We start from the raw sequence: 22,184 nt of genomic DNA on the forward strand, positions 1-22,184 counted from the left end.
CTCCTAAAATACTTTTAATGTAATATCAATCCTCTATTTTGATGCTTCTTTCCTATATTTTTCTAATATCTTTTTCATATCTTTAACTTCTTCCTTTCCATAAACATCTTTTCCAATCAAAACTACTGGTGCTAGTCCACATGCCCCAACGCATCTTAAAGCATCTATAGAAAATAATCCATCCTCTGTTGTTTCTCCCACGTCAATTCCTAAATAGTTTTTAACACTATTTAAAACTTTTTCAGCCCCTCTAACATAACAAGCTGTTCCCATACAAACTGATATTGGATGTTTTCCTTTTGGTTTCATTGAAAAGAAATGATAGAAACTCACAACTCCATATACCTTTGCAATTGGAATATTCATCTCTTTTGCTATAAACTCCTGCACTTCTTGTGGTAAATATCCAAAAATTTCTTGCCCTTTATGAAGCACAGAGATCAATGCTCCATTTTTTTCTTCAATCTCACTTATATACTTCTTCAGTTCTTCAAACATCTCTTTTTTTAATTTATTATCACAAGCCATTTTTACCTCCTATTTTTTTATTTTCTCAAAGAATTTATTCTATTTTATTACTATATTTTTATTAAAAAATCAATAGTTAGAATAAGTTAAATTTTTAAATAATAAAAAAAACCTGTAGATTGTAACTACAGGTTTTAGTTGATTAATTATTTTGCTGCTTTATAAGCGTTCTCTGATCCGAAAACTTCTTTAATCTTTTCTTTATAGTATGATTTCATCTCTTCTTTTGCAACACCTAAATATTTTCTTGGGTCAAACTCTTCTGGTTGCTCAGCAAATACTCTTCTTACTCCTGCTGTAAATGCAAGTCTTCCATCTGTATCTACGTTTATTTTTGCAACACCTGATTTTGCTGCACCCATTAACTCAGTGCTAGGAATTCCGATAGCGTCTTTTAATACTCCACCATATTTTTTGATCTCTTCAACATATTTTTGAGGTACTGCTGATGATCCGTGTAATACGATTGGGAATCCAGGGATTCTTCTTTCGATTTCAGCTAATATTTCTAACTCTAACTTTGGATTTGTTCCAGGTTTGAATTTATGAGCTCCGTGTGAAGTTCCAATAGCAATAGCTAATGAATCTACTCCAGTTCTTGATACAAACTCTTCAACCTCATCTGGATTTGTAAATATGCTGTGCTCAGCAACAACGTCATCTTCTACTCCAGCAAGAACTCCTAACTCAGCCTCTACTGTAACATCAAATTTCTTTGCATATTCAACAACTTCTTTTGTGATTGTTATATTTTCTTCAAATGAATAGTGAGAACCATCGATCATTACTGATGAGAATCCTACATCTATACATGATTTTACTGCGTCTAAGCTTGGTCCGTGATCTAAGTGAAGTGCTACTGGAATATCTGATCCCATAGCTCTTGCTCTGTCTACAGCTGCTTTAGCTAAAAGTGGAGTAACCTCTTTTGTCATATACTTTAATGCTCCTGTTGAACATTGTAATATAACTGGTGATCCCATCTCAGCACAAGCTTCAACGATTGCAAGCATTTGCTCCATATTATTAAAGTTAAATGCTGGAACAGCATAGTGCTCTTTGTTAGCTTTTGCGAACATTTCTCTAGTATTAGATAATCCTAAATCTTTGTAATTATATGACATAATTTTCCTCCTAATATTTTATTCATCTATTAATATAACAAATTTTTACACTAAAATCAATTTTTGAAACTATTAGTTTTTTATCTTTATTTGACTTAAAATATATCTAAAAAACCACTTTATCTTTCTTTTACTTTTAAATATCTTAAAAACCTCAGGTATTAACTCTATTACATCCTCTATTACCCTCTGATATGAAGATAGACCTTTTGGCAATATATTTTGAGTATTTACTAACCAAGATAAAATAATTAAATTTATAATTCTTAAAAAACTTGAAGCAAAATTTAAAATTCCACCTTTTGTAACATATATACTGTATATTTTAAATAGAACTTCTCCCTCTTGGTGATAATATATCTGAGCCAAAAAAGTAGTTAAATATATAAATATAAGAAATTTTAATTTCTTTAAATGTTTTAAAAGTTCTTTATTAAATATAATATTCAATACAACTCCAATGAAAAGAAGAACTCCCAGTATTGTCATATTTTTAACAAATAAGTTTAAAATAAATAAAATTAAAAGACTACTTTTTAACAACAGTCATACCACCCATATATGGTACTAAAACTTCTGGTATTAAAAATGATCCATCCTCTTGTTGATAATTTTCCATAATTGCTACTAGAGTTCTACCTACTGCTAATCCTGATCCATTTAATGTATGACAGAATTCACTTTTAGAGTTTCCTTCTGGTCTATACTTTAGTCCCATTCTTCTAGCTTGGAAATCTCCACAGTTAGAACAAGACGAAATCTCTCTGAATTTATTTTGACCTGGTAACCATACTTCTAAATCATAAGTTTTTGTTGCTCCAAATCCCATATCTCCAGAGCATAATTGAATAACTCTATATGGTAATCCTAATCTTTGTAGTATTGTTTCTGCATTAGCAACCATTTTCTCTAGCTCATCATAAGATGTTTCAGGCGTTGCTAACTTTACCATTTCAACTTTATTAAATTGGTGTAATCTTATTAACCCTTTCATATCTCTTCCATAAGAACCAGCTTCTCTTCTAAAACAAGGAGAATACGCTGTATAATACTTAGGTAAGTCACTTTCATTTAATATCTCTTGTCTATGTATATTTGTTAATGTTATTTCCGATGTTGAAATTAGGAACATATCATCAGTTGTCTTATACATATCCTCTTCAAATTTTGGCAATTGTCCTGTTCCTTCACAGATATCTCTTTTTACAATAAACGGTGTTAAGTGCTCTGTATATCCATGCTCTGTTGTATGAGTATCAAGCATAAAACTGATTAAAGCTCTCTCTAATCTTGCTGCTGCTCCTCTATATACTACAAATCTTGAACCTCCTAATTTAGCCCCTCTTTCAAAATCTAAAATTTCAAGATTCTCTCCTATTTCCCAGTGCTCTTTTGGTTGGAAAGTAAACTCTTTAGGTGTTCCCCATCTTCTTATTTCAACATTGTCCTCTTCATCTTTTCCAATAGGAGTACTTGAGTGATACATATTTGGAAATGTCATTTGGAAGTATGTTACTTTCTCTTCTACACCTGCAAGTTGTGCATCTAACTCCTTTATTTCAGCAGATACTTTTCCCATTTCTGCTATAATTTCAGAAGCATCTTCTCCAGCTTTTTTTCTTCTAGCTACCTCTGCAGACTCTGTGTTTCTTTTATTTTTTAGCATTTCAACTTTGGATAAAATCTCTCTTCTCTCTGTATCTAATTTTACAAACTCTTGAAGATCAATATTACTTCCTCTGTTTACCAGCATCTCTTGTAACATATCAATGTTTTCACGAATAAATCTTAAATCTAGCATAGCTTTTCTCCTTCATAATTAATTATATATTTTAGATTTTATAACCTTTTTTTATTATCTGTACATCCTTTATATCTACTCCTGCTAAAATTAAAAAAGAGTTTGGTGAAGTATTAACCAATTCTAAGTTTATTGTATCTCCTACTCTTGAAAAATCTTTAACTCTTTCTCCTAAGTTTCTTTCAGATATTTTTCCTTTTTTCTCTTTTCTCTCAATTATCTCTTCTTGATTAAATAGATTTTCTAAAGTATCTATATCATCTTTAGAACCTGTTATTTCAAACATAGCATTTGTATATATATCTACAATACTTCTTTTATCTTCAATTGTTTCTACTTTAGTTACTTTAAATCCTGGAACTGCTGCAGAATTCATTCTCTCCATTACTTCTTCATTTGTCATCATCTCTGATAGCTCTATATCCATTAACTCATTAAAAGCTTCTGTTCCTAAAGACACTGGATTTCCTAAAGATATCTTTGGTCTAGGATGGAATCCTTGAGTATATTTCATAGGTATATGGGCTTTTTTTAATAATCTATCTGCAAATCTAAGCATATCTAAATGGGAGATAAATCTCATTTCATTATACTTGTCAAAAGTTATTCTTTTTTTCATTAAGCTACCTCATTTTTTTTATTTTAATATATTGTATCATGTTACACCTTTAAATTAAATACCTTTCTTCAAAAAAATAAAAAATCTAAAGCTGATTTAACCTCTTTAGATTTTTCTTTATTTTATTATTTTTAAAGTTTCTTTTCTAGCTCTTTTACTCTTTTTAATAGCTCTGGTAATTTCTTTTGGGCAGCTTTTACTTTTAAATCATCTTTCAAATTCATTAATGGATGTCCAGCTAAAACCTGATTATCATCAACATTTCCTATAATACCAGATTTTGCTCCTACCATTACATTGCTACCTATCTTGATGTGCCCTGCAACTCCAACTTGTCCACCTAAAGTTGTATTATCCCCAATTTCAGTACTTCCAGCTATTCCTACTTGAGATATAATTAAGCAATTTTGACCAATTATATCATTATGTGCAATTTGAACCAGATTATCTATTTTTGTATATTTTTTAATTACCGTATTTCCAATTGTTCCTCTATCTATTGTTGTATTAGCACCTATCTCCACAAAATCTTCAAGAATTACAGATCCTATCTGATCTATTTTTGTGTTATTTCCATTTATCTTTACAAACCCGAATCCATCTGATCCAATTACTGCTCCTGGTTGGATAACACACTCTTTTCCAAGTTTACAAAACTCTCTTATTGTTACGTTTGGATAAATTATTGTATTATCTCCTACTTCTACCCCTTCGCATATTGTTACATTTGGATAGATTATTACATTTTTTCCAAGTTTTACATCATGTCCTATATAAGCATTTATTCCTACAGTTGTTCCTTCACCTATTACAGCTGACTCTTCAACTAATTTTTCCATTTTTTTCAATTTTCTTTTAAAAAACGCTAACAACTTAGGCATTAAAATTCTTGGATTATCCTTTACTAGTAAATATGTTTTCCCATTTTCTGGTAATACCATTCCTGCTGGAACAATTACAACACTTGCTTTAGTTTCATTTAATTTTTTTAAAAATTTTTCATCTGATGCAAAAGTTACTTCTCCTTCTTCAGCTTGAAAAAAGGGAGATAACCCTGTAATGTTTACCTTGGCATCTCCCTTTACCTCACATTCAAGAAGGGCTATTAACTCATCTATTTTATAAGTCATTTTATCCCTCTCTATATTTTATTAATTTACTTTTTTACTTTTTTCCATAACATTTAACACTTTTGGAGTTATATTTTCTCCTCCAAATTTAATTGCACCCTGCTCAAGAACATAATCGTACTTATCTGATCTTGCCACATTTTGGATTGAGATATTTATTAATCTATCTATTTCTTGCATTTTTTTTGCTTCTTCATTTGAAAGTTTAGCTTGAGATTCTCTTACTAATTTTTGAAATGCTGCAACTTTTTCTTCAAAAGATTTTTTTTCAGCTTCAGTTACATCTTTCCCTTTTCCTTGTAACTCAACTTGAAGTTTTTGTAATTCAATCTCTTTCTTTTGTAACGTAGTTTCTAAAGTTTGCTTTTCTTTAGTTAAATTATCTCTAATAACTTTTGTTTGTGAGTACTTTGCAAATAACTCTTGACTATTTACATATCCTACTTTTAATGCGAAAGCAGATGTAGATACTGCTGCTAACATTGCCATTATTGCTATTTTCTTCATTGTGAATCCTCCATATATATATTTATTAGAATGATTGTCCCATATTGAAGTAGAATTTCATTCCACTCTCTTCTGAATTTCCTACTGGCCATCCAAAATCAAATCTTAAAGGTCCTACTGGTGTATTAACTCTTAATCCAACTCCCACTGTTGTTCCTATATCATCTAAGAATTTTGCATCTCTATTTTCTTTTAAGTATCCTGGGTCTTCCCCTTGGTAATCCCATGCTCTTCCTATATCAGAGAATAGAACAAAACCTAATACATCATTTAATTGAGTTCTGTTTTCTATTGTTGCAGTTATCTTTTGCGTTCCTTGATAGAATCCACCATCATATCCTCTAAGAGTACTTCCCCCTCCTACCCAGAATCTTTGAGATTCTGGAGTAGTTGTAGTCATAACTCCTCCAACTGCTCTATATGCAAATGTATTATTTTTAAATAATCCTCTATGGTATTTTCTTAACTCTAAAGTTGTATTGGCAAAAGTTCCAGAATCTATAGTGTCAGCATATCCTACTTCTACTTGATATTTTCCATACCAACCAGATGTTGGATTCCAGTAACTATTTCTTGTATCGTATGTTATCGATGGATAAATACTGAATAATCCGTAGCTTCTCTTATCTTCCCATTTACTTATTAATTCTGGATAGTTTGCTAATTCAGAATCATCTGCCTTTTCTGTTATATACTCAGCTTTAGTTCCCAATCCTAATCTTAAGTTTTTAGTTAATCCTTTTCCTATATTTAACTTAGCACCATACGTATCTGTTTCGTTGAAAAGTACACTGTCGCTATTTTCATATTCGTTTTTATATAAACTCCATCCCCAAGATATTCTATCAGTACCTTTTATCCAAGGATCTGAAAAGTTAATCGAGAAACTTGTATAATTTTCGTCTGATTTTTCAAAAGTTACTCCCAACTCTTGTCCTTTACCTTGCCAGTTCATATCCTTTACCGATAACATACCAAGTAATCCTATCTCTGATCCATAAGATACTGCTCCTTGTAAAGTCGCTGTTCTTTCCTCTTCCAATAGAAGAACTAAATCAACACCTTGATTTTCTCCTGGAGCTGGTTTTGTTTCATATTTTACATTTTTAAAATATCCAGTTCTCATTAAATTTGATACAGTTTCATTGTAATCATTTATGTTGAATACTTCGCCAGACTTTATTTCAATCTCTCTTTCAACTACATAATCTCTAGTTTTTAATAATGTATCAGTAGCTTTTCTTCTTTGACCTTTTTGCTTAGTTACCATTTTTGTAAAATTAACTTTATCCACTGCACCTTCATTAATTACTATTTCTAAGTCATTCCCACCAGTTAAATCTATGTCTTCTATTTCAGCTAAAACATAACCATCTTCATTATATTTTTTTAATATTTTGTCTCTAGCATCTCTTAGATTATTAAGATTTAAAACTTTTCCTGGTTCTATATTAATTAAGCTTTTTAACTCTTCTGTAGTGTATTTAGTATTTCCTTTAATTTGAACTCCATTTATAATTGGATTTTCAATAACAGAATATACAACAACTAATCCTTCTGGATATTGATATACATCAGGTATAACCTCTCTATACATACCTGTTTCTAAAAGTTCTCTTTGCCCTTTAATTATTTTATTTTTTGAAAAATATCCTCCAACTTTAATTGGTATTTTCTTTGCAACCTCATTAACTGGAACATTTACACTACCTATTATCTCTAAACTAGAAACAACTAATGTTGTATCCACTCTTTCTCTTTCTGAAGCTGGCAAAATACCTTGCTTTTCTAAAAGTTCCCTAGTATCTTTTTTCTCTTTTACATCTACTACTAATTTTATTCCTCCATCATAAACTTGAGGATAAATAGCTAATTCGTCTATATAATCACTTTTCTTTATGTTGTTATAGTCTTTTAATAATCCCTCTGTTGAGAATACTTGACCTTTCTTTAAACTCATCTTTTGTATTAAAACATCTTGAGGTATTTCGTTTAAGTTTTTAAACTCTACCCCTTTTACTAAATATTCTCCTTCTGCTCCAAATGAAACTATAGAAGCTACTAGTGATATTATTCCGATTAGGTGCTTTTTCATCCCAAATTGCCCTCCAATTATTTTTTATTAGAAAAAATATCTTTTATACTATTATATTTTCTTTCAAACTTAAAATCAACATAATAATTTAATTTTCCTTTTTTCTTTTCATCAATCATATTTGCATCGTTTAATTTTGCTACTCCTACTCCATAAGACCATCCTGATCTATATCTTCTCTCCACCTTAAAATCTAACTGATTTACAGAGTTAGAAAATTCATTACTTTGACTTTCACTATCAGCCCCACCTATATCATACTTCGTTCCATCTATTATTCCTAGCTTTAAAATCCAAAAATATTTATCTTTATATATTGGATTCTCTGCTTCCAAATATGCTCCAAATCCAAATACATTTGGATCTTGTGCTTTAGGATCCTCTGAATTAGCTAAAACCTCTTGATTAAAAACATCTGATACTATTCTAAATTTAGATATATGAAAAACATTTTTAATAGTTCTTGATATCGGCCTTAATAAAGTACTTGAAATTTGACTATCTATAATAGTCTTAAATAACAATGCCACTACGTTTTTGTCATTACCCTCTCCACTTCCGTCGAAAAGATTTTTCAAACTACTACTCTCACTTCCTTGATTAGTTACTATATTTAATCTTAAACTATTTAGCTCTCCTTGTAAAGATATTTCTACATTCCCATTAGCTGTTAGTGAGGATACATCAAATATTAAATTTGGATTAAAGTCTGAAATCAATCCATTTTTTTTATCTGCTAAAAGTAATGCTCTAGTGACCGTAAAGTCTTCACTTCCCAGTACAAAGCTTCCTTTTTGTACTTCCAGCTCACCAACTACACCAATCTTTTCATTTTTTCCAACAATATTAAATCTTCCTAGTAAAACACCTTGAACATCTTGAGCAAAAGTTGATATATCTGGTATGTTTATATTTATACCATCTCTTATCATAACTCCTATATTAAACTCGGGAGTTTCATTTAATCCACTCTTTATTTCAAAATCTTTTCCTAATCTTTTACTTTCGCCAATTATAGCTCTAGTCTTATCTATTATAAAATTTAAAATCGTTAAAATCAAGCCCTTATCTTCTTTTAGTATTCCTGTTATTTCACCATTATTTATAATAACATTTCCAGACACTTTATTTTCAGAATATACCAAATTTGTTGAAAGATCTATTTTAAAATAATCTTTTAATTGATATACCATATTTTTTAAAGTTATATTAAAAGCATAGTCTAAATTTTTATAGAACTCATCATCTGCTTTTATCTCTTCTAGAGATGGAAGTTTTAGATACCCTTTTCCTTTTATCTCTCCATCATTTAATTTTCCTTCTAAAGAGTTTACTGTTAGTCTTTCATTATCAATCTTTAAAATCATATTTAAGTTATTTAAATTTAATAGAGCTTTTGGTAGATTTGCGTTAAAATCAATTAAATCTATATATCCACTATTTTCTTTTAAGTTACTCGATAAATATACATCTATGTTAGCTGTTCCTTTAATCTCCCTTATATTATCCTTTGATAAAATTGCATTTAAAAAACTTAAATCTATATTTTTTGAAAAAATATTAAAATTATACTCTTGATTTGAAATTACATACTCCCCTTTTCCTTTTATCATATTATTTTCATAATAAGCTAAAATTTCATTAACTTTTAAAATATCTTTATCTCCTGTTAATTCCAAAGAGATATCATCAAAACTAAATCCTTTAATTTCGTATTCTCCATCATATAATTTTAAACTGTACTGTGGACTATCTAAATAACCCTCAATTTTACTTTCTATACCTATACTTCCACTCATATCTTTTACATCAATAACTCTCTGAAAATCTTTTAAATGTAATGTTTGTTTTGGAATATTATATTCTATTGTTTTTTCAATTAAATTGATACTCCCTTTTGAAAATAAAACTCTTTTGCCTTCTAAGCTAAATATATCTAAATTATCTATATATATAGTATTTTCTTTATCATTTTTTAAATATTTTAAAGTTGAGGTCAAACTTGGTAGTGCATCTCCATTTAAATACACTCTATCAATATTAACTCCTGCACTTGCTTCAATAACCCCGTCGTATATTTGTCCTTCAACTCTAGATAATACACGATATTTTAGTGCTTTAAAGTCATAGTATTTTGATAGATTATCTTCTAATATATTCAGTATAAATTTTCCAGATCTTTCTTTTAGATTATATTCTCCACTAGCTAAACTTTGATTTAATTTAAATTTCTCTGTTGATATCATATTATCCTTGTAAAAGATATCTCCACTCATTGATACCAAAGCTTTATTTGGCATTTCTAAATATGCTTCTTTTATTTGTGCATCAGCTTTAAACTCTTCAAAACTCCCTGAAATATTCCCATATACATTTTCTAAAAGTAAAACTATACTACTTTTTTCAAATTCACTACTTTTTAATCCTGTTATATGATAGTTCAAATCCAACTTTCTATCTAGGATATCAACTTCTCCTCGAATCTTAAATAATCCATTTCTTATATCAGATACTGTTAATTTTCCATTGTCAAATGTAGAATCAATTTTTATACCTTGAACTTTTACTTCTTTATATTTTCCCTCTCTTAGTTCCCCCTGAATATTAGCTTGAAGCCCATTATCATTGATCACTGAAAGATTTGCGTAGGCATCTAAAAGAATATCCTTATTTTCTACTTTTAAATCATTTACAACTCCTCGCAAAATAAATTTGTCTCTCTCTCCAGCTATCTCACCTATAAAATCTAATTTTGTATCTAAATTTAGGCTACTAACCAAAACTTTTTCACGAAGATTTTTTGTATGTACTTTAAATTTATATTTTAAATTTTCTTTATTTAACTCTCCAACAACTTGTAAAACCATCTGCCCATCTTTATTAATCATTGAAATCTCTTCAAAATTAATTATTTTATCTTTTTCTTGAGCTTTTAAAAATAGATCGTAATTATTAAGTAAATTACTTCCCGCCAAATCTAACAACTCTAGCGTTTGGGTTTTTAAGTTATAAGACATTACAAGCTTTTTATCCTGATATAAATTTAATAGCTCCTCTTTCTTTTTATATTCTCCATTTAAATTAATAAAATTTGAAATAACATCAAACTTTAAATCCTCTCCATTTAAATCTAAGGCTACTTTGTATGTTAAATCTCTCTTATACTCTAATCCTGAAGCTAATATATTTAAATCATTTCCAGATAAAGTCAATATCCCATCTTTAAATAAAACTTTACCATTTAAATTACTCATATTAACTCCTGAAGAGGCAAAAGGATATGCATTATATACAATTTCAGCTTTAAAACCTTGACTTTTTTCATAGGACAATTGGACATCAACATTTTTAAATTTTAAATTATCTAAAGGTAAATTTAAATCCCCTAATAATTTATAACTTTTAGCAATAGAATATGGCAAATCTTTAAATTTAAAATCAACTTTTACTCCTGATTTCTCTGAATAAAAAACATCAAAAGTTCCAGGATTTTTTTCCAATAAGTATGCAAAATTAACATCAATTTTATCTTTTCTAAAATCTATCTTACCATTTATATTCTCTACTTCACTACTTAACCCATCATATGTCACTGTTCCATTTTTGAGCTCAGCATCTCCTGTTAACCCACTTGTTGCAATAGTCAAATTCATATCAAACAATCCTGTAGCTCCGCTTATATCCCTATCATCATAACCATATTGAATAAGCTCTGGTTTAACTACAATATTTTTTAAAACTATATTCATATCTAAAGGTTCATTTAAATTATTAAATCTATACTCATATTTTTCATCTTGATGTTCACCTTTAAATTCTAAATCAATACCTGTCATTTTATTAAATGAAACATATCCATTTACACTATCTAGTTCCTGTTTTATCTCTCTTGAATATGTTGTATCTCTAAATAAAAGTTTACCATCTTTTACTGTTATTATATCTATTGGAACAGCCGTTCCTGCTTTAGATGTAGACTTTTCCTCACTTCCATTAGAAAAGGCATCTATAATATTAATATCCTCCCCTTTTCGCTCTATGTGAACCCATGGTTTTTCAACTCTAATCTCTTTTAGTCTAAAGTTTTTAAGTGATTCTTTTGAATATGTTATAACTACCTTAGGAGCCTTTACAATTACATCTTCTCCCTTTGATAATACTATATCTGTTATATCAATCTCTCCAAATTTTGGAAATTTAATCTCTTGAGAAGATATTGTTGGTCCAACTGCTATTTTCAATATAATCTCTACAAATTTTGGTAAATTATATTTAACTAACAATCCTCCACTCAAAAAAATAAAAATGGAAAGAGATATGATTATTAATTTTTTGTATTTTTCAAAAATTTTCATATCTCTTTCCTCCCTACTTAGTATATTTATAATGGTTTTTTTAAAGCCACTCCAGCTCTTCTTGGGTATTTTTTATCTGTTGATTTTTCTTTTAAAATCTCAACAACCAATCTCTCATCACCATAATTTGGTAACTTATATCTATGAATTTTCACGATTTTTGCACCTAAAGTTTCTAGTGCCTTTGTTGCTTCTCCCTCTTCCTCTGTCCCAGCCATTTTCTGAGCTAAGAAGTGGCCTTCAACCTTTATAAAAGGTATCATATACTCTAGAATAACATTTAACTTATTTACTCCTCTGCAAAGACCTATATCAAAACTTTCTCTATTCTCAGCATTTATATAATCCTCTGCCCTAGAGTTAACTACAGTTACATTTTCTAAATTTAATAACTCTTTTACATTTTGCAAAAATGTTGTCTTTTTTCCTACAGAGTCCATCAATACAAACTCTATCTGTGGATTAAATATTGCCAATACCATTCCTGGAAAACCAGCTCCTGTTCCAATATCTATAGCTTTTTTACCTTTTTTCTCATCTAATAGATTTTGTAAAAGAAGAGAGTCTAAAAAATGCTTTTCTATTGCATCTTTACTATCTCTAATAGCTGTTAAATTTGTATGTTTATTATACTCTACTAAATATTCCAAATACTTTATCAAATTATCAATTTTTTTATCTGTGTATTCTAATCCTATTTTTTTTATTCCTTCAACTAAATACTCTCTCATCTATTTATTTCCTTTCAATTTTAAATACATTAATAGAACTTGAATATCAGCTGGAGAAACTCCAGAAATTCTTGAAGCTTGTCCAATATTATATGGTCTTACTTGCTTCAATTTATCTTTTGCTTCTTTTGGCATATTTTCTAAAGAATCATAATCCATATCTTCTGGAAGTTTTTTATTTTCTAACCCTTTATGCTTTTCTATCATTTTTAAAGATTTTTGAATATATCCTGAATATTTAACTTGCACCTCAACTTGATACTCTGTATCTTCATCATAAGATCCTAAATCAAATTTTTCTATTAATTCAGAAATATATTTTATATCTAAATATGTTACTTCAGGTCTTCTCAATAGCTCTAATAAAGTTATTCCTGATTTCACTTCTGGTTCATTGGCTTTTATTAGAACTTCATTAACTCTTGGATTACTGCTTCCCACGTGTTGCTTCTCTAATTTTTCAATTATTTCAGCTACATCTTTCTCTTTCTTTTGAACTCTTGCATACTCCTCTTCAGAAACTAAACCAATATCATATCCTATTTTAGATAACCTTAAATCTGCATTATCTTCTCTTAGAACCAATCTGTATTCACTTCTTGCTGTAAACATTCTGTATGGCTCATTTGTTCCTTTTGAAACTAAGTCATCAATCAATGTCCCTATATACGAATCCGCTCTGTCTAAAATAATAGGTTCTTTTCCAAATACTTTTCTTGTAGCATTTATTCCTGCCACAAGTCCTTGAGATCCTGCTTCTTCATAACCTGAAGTTCCATTTATTTGCCCTGCTAAAAATAAATTTTCTATTTTTTTAGTTTCTAAACTATATTTTATCTCTTCTGGAATAATGTAATCATACTCAATTGCATAAGCATATCTCATTATTTTTGCATTCTCTAAACCTTCTATACCTTTTAACATCTTATATTGAACATCTGTTGGTAACGACGAAGAGAATCCACTGATATAAACCTCATTGGTATCATACCCCTCTTTCTCTAAGAAAAGATGATGTCTATCTTTATCTGGATATCTAAATACTTTATCCTCTATTGATGGACAATATCTAGGACCTGTTCCTTGAATTGTTCCATTGAATAGAGGTGATCTATCTTTATTTGAAATAATTGTGTCATGGACCTCTTGATTTGTAAATACCATATGACAAGGAATCTGTTTTCTAGATAAAACCTCCTCTGCAGTTGTTCTACTTGAAAACTTTAATACACCTTGATCTCCTGGTTGGATCTCTACTTTTGAATAATCTATTGTTCTAGCATCTATTCTTGGTGGAGTTCCTGTTTTAAATCTTCCTAATTTCAATCCCAATGTTTCTAATGATACTGGTAACTCCTCTGAAGATAGCTCTCCCATTCTTCCACCTTGGAATTGATTTTCTCCTATGTGAATTAAACCTCTCATGAATGTTCCAGTTGCTATTACCACAGCTTTTGCTCTATACTCTACGCCCTCTTTAATTTTAACTCCAACAGCTTTACCATTTTCAACGATAATCTCTGTTACCATCCCTTGTATAACATCTAAATTATCTGTATTTTCAAGAGTTTTTTTCATCTCTTTACTGTAGTTTACCTTGTCTGCTTGTGCTCTTAAAGATCTTACTGCTGGACCTTTCTTTGTATTTAATACTCTAATTTGGATAAATGTTTTATCTATATTTCTTCCCATTTCTCCACCTAAAGCATCTATTTCCTTCACTAAGTGAGATTTAGCAGGTCCTCCTAAAGATGGATTACAAGACATATATCCAATATTATCTAATAATATTGTAAAGATAGCTGTTTTAGCTCCCATTCTTGCTGCTGCTAATGCGGCTTCACATCCTGCATGTCCTGCACCTACAACTATAACATCAAAATTTTGCATTTTTACTCCTCTCTATTACTTTAAATTCTTTAATTCTGCTGCTGTTTTAGCATCTGTTATTACAAGAAGAATATCCCCTTGCTCAATTATCGTATCTGCCGATAAATTTGGAATAAAGTTTCTATTCCCTTTTTTTATTCCAACGATATTTACATTATATCTTTTTCTTATATCTAATTCTATAAGTGTTTTATTCCAAAAAATTTCTGGTGATTTTATCTCTGCTAATAAAAAGTCCTTCGAAAATCTAAAATGCTCAATCATATTTGGATCCATGGCAGCCATAGCAGCTCTTTTTCCCATATATTCTTCAGGATACACAACTTGATTTGCTCCTATTTTTTCTAAAACTTTTCCATGTCTTCTAGATACCGCTTTTACAATTATCTTTTTTACACCTAACTCTTTTAAATTTAGAGTTACCATTATACTCGGCTCTATTGCTCCTATACATACAAAAGCGACATCAAATCCCTCTAATCCTATATTTTTCAATTCCTTGTCATCTGTTGCATCTGCAACTACTGCATTTTCAACTATCCCATTATTTACAGCTTCTTGAATTATATCTTCAGACTCATCTATTGCCAAAACCTCTTCGTTAGCCTTATATAATGTTTCTGTAACACTTGATCCAAATCTTCCCATACCTATAACTACATATTGTTTCATAATTTCCCTCCATTAATTAACCTACTAAAATATTCTCTTTTGGGTATCTTAAGTTTTGTTTTACTTTCTTTTCTCCTAAAGCTAAAGCAAATGTCATTGGACCTAATCTTCCTATAAACATTGTTATTATTAATAATATCTTTGACATTACACTTAAATCTGCAGTTATCCCCATCGATAATCCAACAGTAGCAAAAGCTGATATTACCTCAAAAGTTACTTTTTCAAAACTCATATCTTCTATTGTCATAACCGCCATTATTATTATAGAAACATATATAATTGATATTATAAGTATAGCTAAAGCTCTATTCAATATATCCCAACTTATTCTTCGATTAAAAACATTTATGTTTTCTTTTCCTTGAACAACACCAATAACATAAAATATAATTACTCCAATTGTTGTTGTCTTTATTCCTCCACCTGTTGATCCAGGAGAAGCTCCAATAAACATTAAAATACAAAACATAAATATAGTTGCTGGTTTTAATGCTCCCATAGGAACTGTATTAAATCCTGCTGTTCTGGTTGTAACACTTTGAAAAAAAGAAGCCAAAACTTTATCAAACCAATTTAAACTTCCAATTGTTAAAGGGTTTTTATATTCCAATAAAAAGAATAAAATCATTCCAACAAATGTTAAAAACATTGAAACTAATATAGCCACTTTTGATGTTAAAGTAAATCTTTTTACATCTCTTCTAACTGCTACTAGTACTGAATTTATTACCGAGAATCCTATTCCACCTAATATTATTAAATATGCTACTGTCATATTCATCAATATACTTCCTGGATAATTTTCTAAGTTATTTGAAAACAGTGCAAATCCTGCATTACAAAAAGCTGATATAGAGTGAAATATTCCATAATATAAAGCTTTTGAAAAATCAAAAATTTTTAAAAATTCCAATGTTAAAAAAAATGCTCCTATTCCTTCTATTAAAAAAACAATTATTATTATTTTCTTTATAAAATCTATAACTTCTCCACTATTTTCAGCATTTCTTTCCTCTTTAATTAACTCTCTATCTTTATATCCAATTTTTTTTCCAATTAAAAGAAAAAATAGAGATGAAAAAGTCATTACACCTAAACCACCTAATTGAATAAAAACAAGTAGTATTATTTGACCTTCAAAAGATAAAACTTTACTTATATCAATAACTGATAATCCTGTTACACATATTGCAGATGTTATTGTAAAAAGTGCTGTTAAAAAACTTATCCTTTGACCATCCTGAAGAGAAAATGGCATATACAGTAATATTGACCCTAAAATTATTGCTGTTAAAAATCCAAGTATCAATTTCCTAGAAAAAGATAATCTATCTATAGGGCTTAAAAGTTTTCTTATCATTTATTTCCTCCTATGAAAAAATGCTTTTGCAATTATACATTATTTTTATCATTTTTTCAAGTTCACTAAATAGTTAACAAGGATAGAACTAATAAATTCTATCCTTGTCTTAACTTATATAATTTTCTATTTATATGAGGTATAATTAGGATTTACTCCTTTTTTTAATAAAATAGGAATTAAATCGTTATAACCTAATCTTTTAACTTTTAAGTATACTTCTCCTAATATATTTTCCCCATATATGTTTTTTTCTTTAGGATTATATTCGCCATCTAATAACTCTTTTAAAATTTCTTTTGAATTAGCATAATATATTGGATAGTTCCCTTTTTTATCTTTCAATAAATATTGACTACTATCTCTCTTTAATAATGCTTTTAAAATATCTCTATTTTCTATATTAACAGCCCAAAATATAGGATACCACTGACTAGAATCAAGAACTCTAGGTTCTGCTCCATTCTCTATTAACGCTATCGCCAAATTTTGCGGTCTTGTCTTTATATAAAAATTCAAAAGAAGTTCTCCATCACCAGTAAACACATTTATATCAACTTTATCATTTAAAAACATTTGTAAAGCATCCATACTATTTACATAAAAAATTGGTGGTCTTGCTGAAGTTATTAAATTAGTTCCTATATTCTTTTTTGCAGGTAAATCATCAGTTATATTTGCTCCATTTGATAACAAACTAGCTATAACTTGTAGAGAATCCTCTTTTAAGGCTAAGCTCAAAAGAGTTTCTCCACTTTTTAATTGTTGATCTATGTTAAAACCATTTTTTATTGCTCTATTTAAAATATACACATTATCTACAACCACTGCTGCTATAATCTCTTCCTCTGTATACTTTTTTGTATTTAAACCACTACAACCTCCAAAGATTGATAATAATATAATTACAAACAATAATTTTTTCATAGATATACCTCTTTAAATATTATTTAGAGTTTTTTCTTCTGTCGCCCTCTTTTAAGAATCTCTTTCTTATTCTAATATTAGTTGGCGTAATCTCTACTAACTCATCATCTGCTATATAGTCAAGAGCTTGCTCTAAAGTATATCTTCTAGGTGTAGCAAGCTTTATTGCATCGTCATTTCCTGATGCTCTCATGTTAGTTAACTTCTTAGCTTTACATACGTTTACAACTAAATCGTTATCTCTATTATGCTCTCCTACGATCATTCCTTCATAAACAGCTACTCCTGGATCAGTAAATAATACTCCTCTATCTTGTAATCCACCTAAAGCATAAGCTACAGTTGTTCCTTGCTCTAAAGAGATTAGAACTCCTTTAGCTCTTGTTGGAATTGGACCTTTATATAATTCGAAATCATAGAATGAATGATTTAATATTCCTGTTCCTTTTGTATCTGTTAAGAATTCATTTCTAAATCCAATTAATCCTCTTGCAGGTACTTTGAACTCTAATCTTGTATATCCATCAGTTCCAGGAGTCATTGTTATCATTTCTCCTTTTCTGATACCCATTTTTTCAATTACAACACCTACGAAAGCATCATCAACGTCAACCATTGCTAATTCGATTGGCTCACATTTCTCTCCATCAACATCTTTTAATAAAACTCTTGGTTTAGAAACTTGAATTTCAAATCCTTCTCTTCTCATATTCTCTAAAAGTATTGAAAGTTGAAGTTCTCCTCTTCCTTTTACTACGAAAGCGTCTGGACTTTCTGTAGCTTCTACTCTCATACTAACGTTTGTTTGAAGCTCTTTTTGAAGTCTATCCCAAATATTTCTAGATGTTACAAATTTACCTTCTTTTCCAGCAAATGGAGAATCATTTACCATGAATGTCATTGCTAAAGTTGGCTCATCTATATCGATTACTGGTAAAGCGATTGGCTCATTGAAATCAGCAATTGTCTCTCCAATATCAATATTGTCTAAACCTGCAACAGAGATTATATCTCCAGAGAAAGCTTCTTGAATTTCAACTCTTTTTAAACCTTCATATCCATAAAGAACTGAAACCTTTCCTCTAATTTGTTTTCCATCTCTTTTTATTAATATAACATCTTGGTTTCTTTTTAATGTACCGTTATAAAGTCTTCCAACAGCTAACTTTCCAACATAGTTGTCATACTCAATGTTTGTTATTAAGAATTGCGTAGGTTTGTCGTTATCTCCCTCTGCATCTTCAACGTGCTCTAATATTGTTTCAAATAATGGTTGCATATTATCGCTAACATCATTTAATTCTTTTTTAGCAAATCCAGCTTTTCCTGAAGCATATACAACTGGGAACTCTAATTGTAACTCATTAGCATTTAATTCGATAAATAAATCATAAACCATGTATAAAACCTCTTCTGGTCTTGCATTTGGTCTATCTACTTTATTTACTACAACTATTGGTCTATGTCCTTGCTCTAAAGCTTTCTTTAATACGTATTTTGTTTGTGGCATTGGTCCCTCAAACGCATCTACTAGTAAAACAACACAGTCAACCATCTTCATGATTCTTTGAACTTCTCCACCGAAGTCCGCGTGTCCTGGAGTATCTATAATATTAATTTTACAATCTCCGTATCTTACTGAAGCATTTTTAGAGAATATTGTTATTCCTCTTTCTTTTTCAATATCGTTAGAGTCCATTACTCTCTCAGCAACTTTTTCAAGTTCATGAGCTCCGAAAACTCCAGATTGTCTTAATAAACAGTCAACCAAAGTTGTTTTTCCATGGTCAACGTGTGCAATAATTGCAATGTTTTTAATCTTCATATTTCTTCCTCTCTATAATTAATAATATTTGTAACCTTTTAATAATCCCTTTGTAACTTCACCCAAACCTATAAAATTATTCTTAGAATAAACTCTATATTTTCCTTCATTTATTCTTTTTTTACATCTTTGTCCATTAACAAAAAGTTTTAAATCATTTTCATCGTCAATATCTACTTTAGGAAATTTAAAATAATCTTCTATTGAAACTAAGAAAGAAAAATCGTTCTCTGATACCATTTTTTCAACAGTTTCTAGTGTGAACGCTCTTGTTAAATCCTCTTCTCCAACTCTAGTTCTTCTTAAACCACTCATTGTTGCAAAAGTTCCTAATTTCTCACCTAAATCATAAATTAGACTTCTTATATATGTACCTTTTGAAACTGTACAATCAATTTTAGCCTTTACTCCATCAAAAGATATAGTTTCTAAATTTTTTATACTGACATCTCTAGCTTTTCTCTCAATCACTACACCTTCTCTTGCTAACTCATAAAGCTTCTTTCCATCCACTTTTATAGCAGAATACATTGGTGGTATTTGCTTTATATCCCCTTTAAATGTTTCTAATGTTTTTTCAAAATTTTCATAAGAAATATTAAATTTATCTACTTTATCTAAAACTTTTCCCTCTATATCATAAGTATCTGTTTTAAAACCAAGTTCTAAATCTGCAACATACTCTTTTTCATACCCCTCTATATCCTGTGCTAATTTTGTAGCTTTTCCTACACAAATAACTAGAATTCCAGTTGCTAAAGGATCTAAAGTTCCTGTATGTCCTATTCTTCTTTCTTTCAAATTTCTTCTTAAAACCCTTATAACATCAAAGGAAGTTATACCGATAGGTTTATCTATAACTATTATTCCTTCCAATCTTTTCTCCTTTAAATTAGTTCAAATGACATTATATCATACACTATACTTTTTTTAAACATTTATTTTTATTTCCCTGTAATCTTATAGTTATTACTTGGACTCCAAAGTAAATACTCTGTTACCCCTAAATCGTTCATTGCTTTAATTTGCTCTCTTATTTCCTTCTCGTTATAAGGAATATATCCTTTTACCCATTTTGCAGTAAAGGCTTGAATCCATGGTCTTATTACTGCTGGTGAATTAACATTCTCATTTCTATTTATAGAATCTTTTAATGAATAATATATTGTTTTATATGGTTGTGCATCTGGAACTGCTATTCCGTAAGCTCCATTCCCATAATGGCTTGGATACATCATCGGTGAAATATAATCAACAACTTGAGTTACCGCTTCCCAATGTTGCCCTAATCCCATATCATCACTAAATGTTCCTACTTGCCCATAAACATCAGCACTTGTATAAACACCTAAGGCATTCAATCTTTCTTTTGCATATTTTAAATATTTTTGAATAGTTTCTGGTTTTGATTCACTTTTAGTATTTCTATAGTTTAATTTTGCATCTAATTTCCCACCATTTGAAGCGGGGAATCTTACATAATCAAATTGAATCTCATTAAATCCTGCTTTTGCCGCTTCCTCTGCAACTGATAAATTATAATCCCAAAGATTTCTATCATGTGGTGATACCCAAATTATTCCATCACTATTTGTATAAGGTTTTCCTGTATCTCTTGAAATAATTACCTTATCGGGATTTGCTTTTGCATATGTTGGATCCTTAAAGGAAACAATTCTTGCTATCATATATATATTGTTTTCCTTCATTTTTCTCATAAACTCTTCTATATTTTTTATTGGATAATTTTTTGAAACTGGTACTCCAAATTTTTTAGGAGCCTCCATTTCAAAAGATAATACTCCATTATCATCCTTTACATCTATTACAAAAGCATTTATTTCTGTTGTATTTGCAAGGTTTATAAGTCTTTCCATTTTTTTAGAACTTCCAATTGTATAAATATTTAAGTATACTCCTTTTACATCTACTCTTGGATTATTACCATAATTATTAATTGGATAATCTGTTGTAAAATCTAAATTTTTCCATTCTTTTGGTAAAACTTCATTTAAACTATTTGCCAAATCTACTTTACTTATCCAACCACTCTTACTTTTTAAATCTTTTTTATACTGTACTTTTAATAAAGATTTTTTCTTATCATTTACAGTTATTTCTTTTTCGTCTATAATCTCAACTCTTGTACCTTTTCTCAAAGTATCTATTTTTTCTTTTTGTATCTCATCTCTATAAACAAATAATGTTTGGTTTTTAATATATTTCGAATTATTTACTATATTTTTCTCAATATTTTTTTGTTCTTTTTGCTCACTTATCAAAACTTCCTCTTTTATTTCAGGTGTTTTTTCTTCAGTTACACTTTTAAACTCTTCCTCTTTTTTATCCTCTTTTATAGTAGAATCTTTTTTTTTTAATTCTGTATCTGTATTTGTTTTATTCAAAGATAAAACATCTACCTTTATTTCATCACTTACCATCTCTACTTTTTTAGGCTCATCATTAAAAACAAATCTTTTAACCCCACAAGAAATTGTAAAAATAAAAATTGTTAATAGTATTAAAAATCTAAAGAATTTCTTTTTGTCCTTTACTCTCACGCTGTCCTCCATTTATTATTTATTCGTTATATTTTAACAATTTTATCTAAAAAAAT

At 29.3% G+C, this 22,184-nt stretch carries 17 protein-coding genes; all 17 read right to left on the reverse strand.

All coding sequences use genetic code 11. The annotated features are described in order from the left end of the window. Positions 1-33: 33 nt before the first annotated feature. Positions 34-528 (reverse strand): NADH-quinone oxidoreductase subunit NuoE family protein, encoded by a 495-nt coding sequence (locus ACRC8M_RS03195; protein WP_023051854.1) that lies wholly within the window; start codon positions 526-528, stop codon positions 34-36. A gap of 146 nt (positions 529-674) precedes the next feature. Beyond that, entirely contained in the window at positions 675-1,652 is a 978-nt protein-coding gene (fba, locus tag ACRC8M_RS03200) for a class II fructose-1,6-bisphosphate aldolase (protein ID WP_438527824.1), read from the reverse strand. A gap of 72 nt (positions 1,653-1,724) precedes the next feature. Next, entirely contained in the window at positions 1,725-2,195 is a 471-nt protein-coding gene (locus tag ACRC8M_RS03205) for a hypothetical protein (protein WP_438527825.1), read from the reverse strand. Beyond that, positions 2,182-3,453, reverse strand: coding sequence for a serine--tRNA ligase (gene serS / locus ACRC8M_RS03210; protein ID WP_438527826.1), 1,272 nt, complete (start codon positions 3,451-3,453; stop codon positions 2,182-2,184). The genes ACRC8M_RS03205 and serS overlap by 14 nt, the downstream gene beginning before the upstream one ends. Before the next feature lie 31 nt (positions 3,454-3,484). Continuing rightward, positions 3,485-4,072: a TIGR03936 family radical SAM-associated protein gene (locus ACRC8M_RS03215; protein WP_438527827.1), complete on the reverse strand. Its 588-nt coding sequence runs from the start codon at positions 4,070-4,072 to the stop codon at positions 3,485-3,487. Between the two features lie 131 nt (positions 4,073-4,203). After that, complete coding sequence (gene lpxD / locus ACRC8M_RS03220) at positions 4,204-5,202, reverse strand: UDP-3-O-(3-hydroxymyristoyl)glucosamine N-acyltransferase (RefSeq protein ID WP_438527828.1); 999 nt, start codon at positions 5,200-5,202, stop codon at positions 4,204-4,206. 21 nt (positions 5,203-5,223) lie between these two features. Next, positions 5,224-5,709, reverse strand: coding sequence for an OmpH family outer membrane protein (locus tag ACRC8M_RS03225; protein WP_438527829.1), 486 nt, complete (start codon positions 5,707-5,709; stop codon positions 5,224-5,226). Between the two features lie 25 nt (positions 5,710-5,734). Next, complete coding sequence (locus ACRC8M_RS03230; protein ID WP_438527830.1) at positions 5,735-7,804, reverse strand: BamA/OMP85 family outer membrane protein; 2,070 nt, start codon at positions 7,802-7,804, stop codon at positions 5,735-5,737. Positions 7,805-7,821: 17 nt separating this feature from the next. After that, a complete protein-coding gene (locus tag ACRC8M_RS03235; RefSeq protein ID WP_438527831.1) occupies positions 7,822-12,159 on the reverse strand; it encodes a hypothetical protein in 4,338 nt (1,445 codons plus the stop codon). 26 nt (positions 12,160-12,185) lie between these two features. Continuing rightward, positions 12,186-12,890 (reverse strand): 16S rRNA (guanine(527)-N(7))-methyltransferase RsmG, encoded by a 705-nt coding sequence (gene rsmG, locus ACRC8M_RS03240; RefSeq protein WP_438527832.1) that lies wholly within the window; start codon positions 12,888-12,890, stop codon positions 12,186-12,188. Further along, on the reverse strand, positions 12,891-14,780 hold the full coding sequence (mnmG, locus tag ACRC8M_RS03245) for a tRNA uridine-5-carboxymethylaminomethyl(34) synthesis enzyme MnmG (protein ID WP_438527833.1): 1,890 nt from the start codon (positions 14,778-14,780) through the stop codon (positions 12,891-12,893). It lies immediately after the preceding gene. Between the two features lie 15 nt (positions 14,781-14,795). Further along, positions 14,796-15,452, reverse strand: a complete 657-nt coding sequence (locus ACRC8M_RS03250; RefSeq protein ID WP_438527834.1) for a potassium channel family protein — start codon at positions 15,450-15,452, stop codon at positions 14,796-14,798. A 16-nt stretch (positions 15,453-15,468) separates the two neighbouring features. Then, entirely contained in the window at positions 15,469-16,815 is a 1,347-nt protein-coding gene (locus ACRC8M_RS03255) for a TrkH family potassium uptake protein (protein WP_438527835.1), read from the reverse strand. Positions 16,816-16,941: 126 nt separating this feature from the next. After that, the gene (locus ACRC8M_RS03260) at positions 16,942-17,742 is read right to left on the reverse strand and encodes an ankyrin repeat domain-containing protein (protein WP_438527836.1); all 801 of its coding nucleotides are present in this window, start codon (positions 17,740-17,742) and stop codon (positions 16,942-16,944) included. A 19-nt stretch (positions 17,743-17,761) separates the two neighbouring features. Beyond that, positions 17,762-19,567 (reverse strand): translational GTPase TypA, encoded by a 1,806-nt coding sequence (gene typA, locus ACRC8M_RS03265; protein ID WP_438527837.1) that lies wholly within the window; start codon positions 19,565-19,567, stop codon positions 17,762-17,764. A gap of 18 nt (positions 19,568-19,585) precedes the next feature. Then, the gene (gene truB / locus ACRC8M_RS03270; protein ID WP_438527838.1) at positions 19,586-20,443 is read right to left on the reverse strand and encodes a tRNA pseudouridine(55) synthase TruB; all 858 of its coding nucleotides are present in this window, start codon (positions 20,441-20,443) and stop codon (positions 19,586-19,588) included. A gap of 68 nt (positions 20,444-20,511) precedes the next feature. Continuing rightward, positions 20,512-22,128, reverse strand: a complete 1,617-nt coding sequence (locus tag ACRC8M_RS03275; RefSeq protein ID WP_438527839.1) for a putative glycoside hydrolase — start codon at positions 22,126-22,128, stop codon at positions 20,512-20,514. Positions 22,129-22,184: the final 56 nt, after the last annotated feature.

Origin of the sequence: Cetobacterium sp. (assembly GCF_051653945.1) — a bacterium.
Classification (GTDB): domain Bacteria; phylum Fusobacteriota; class Fusobacteriia; order Fusobacteriales; family Fusobacteriaceae; genus Cetobacterium_A.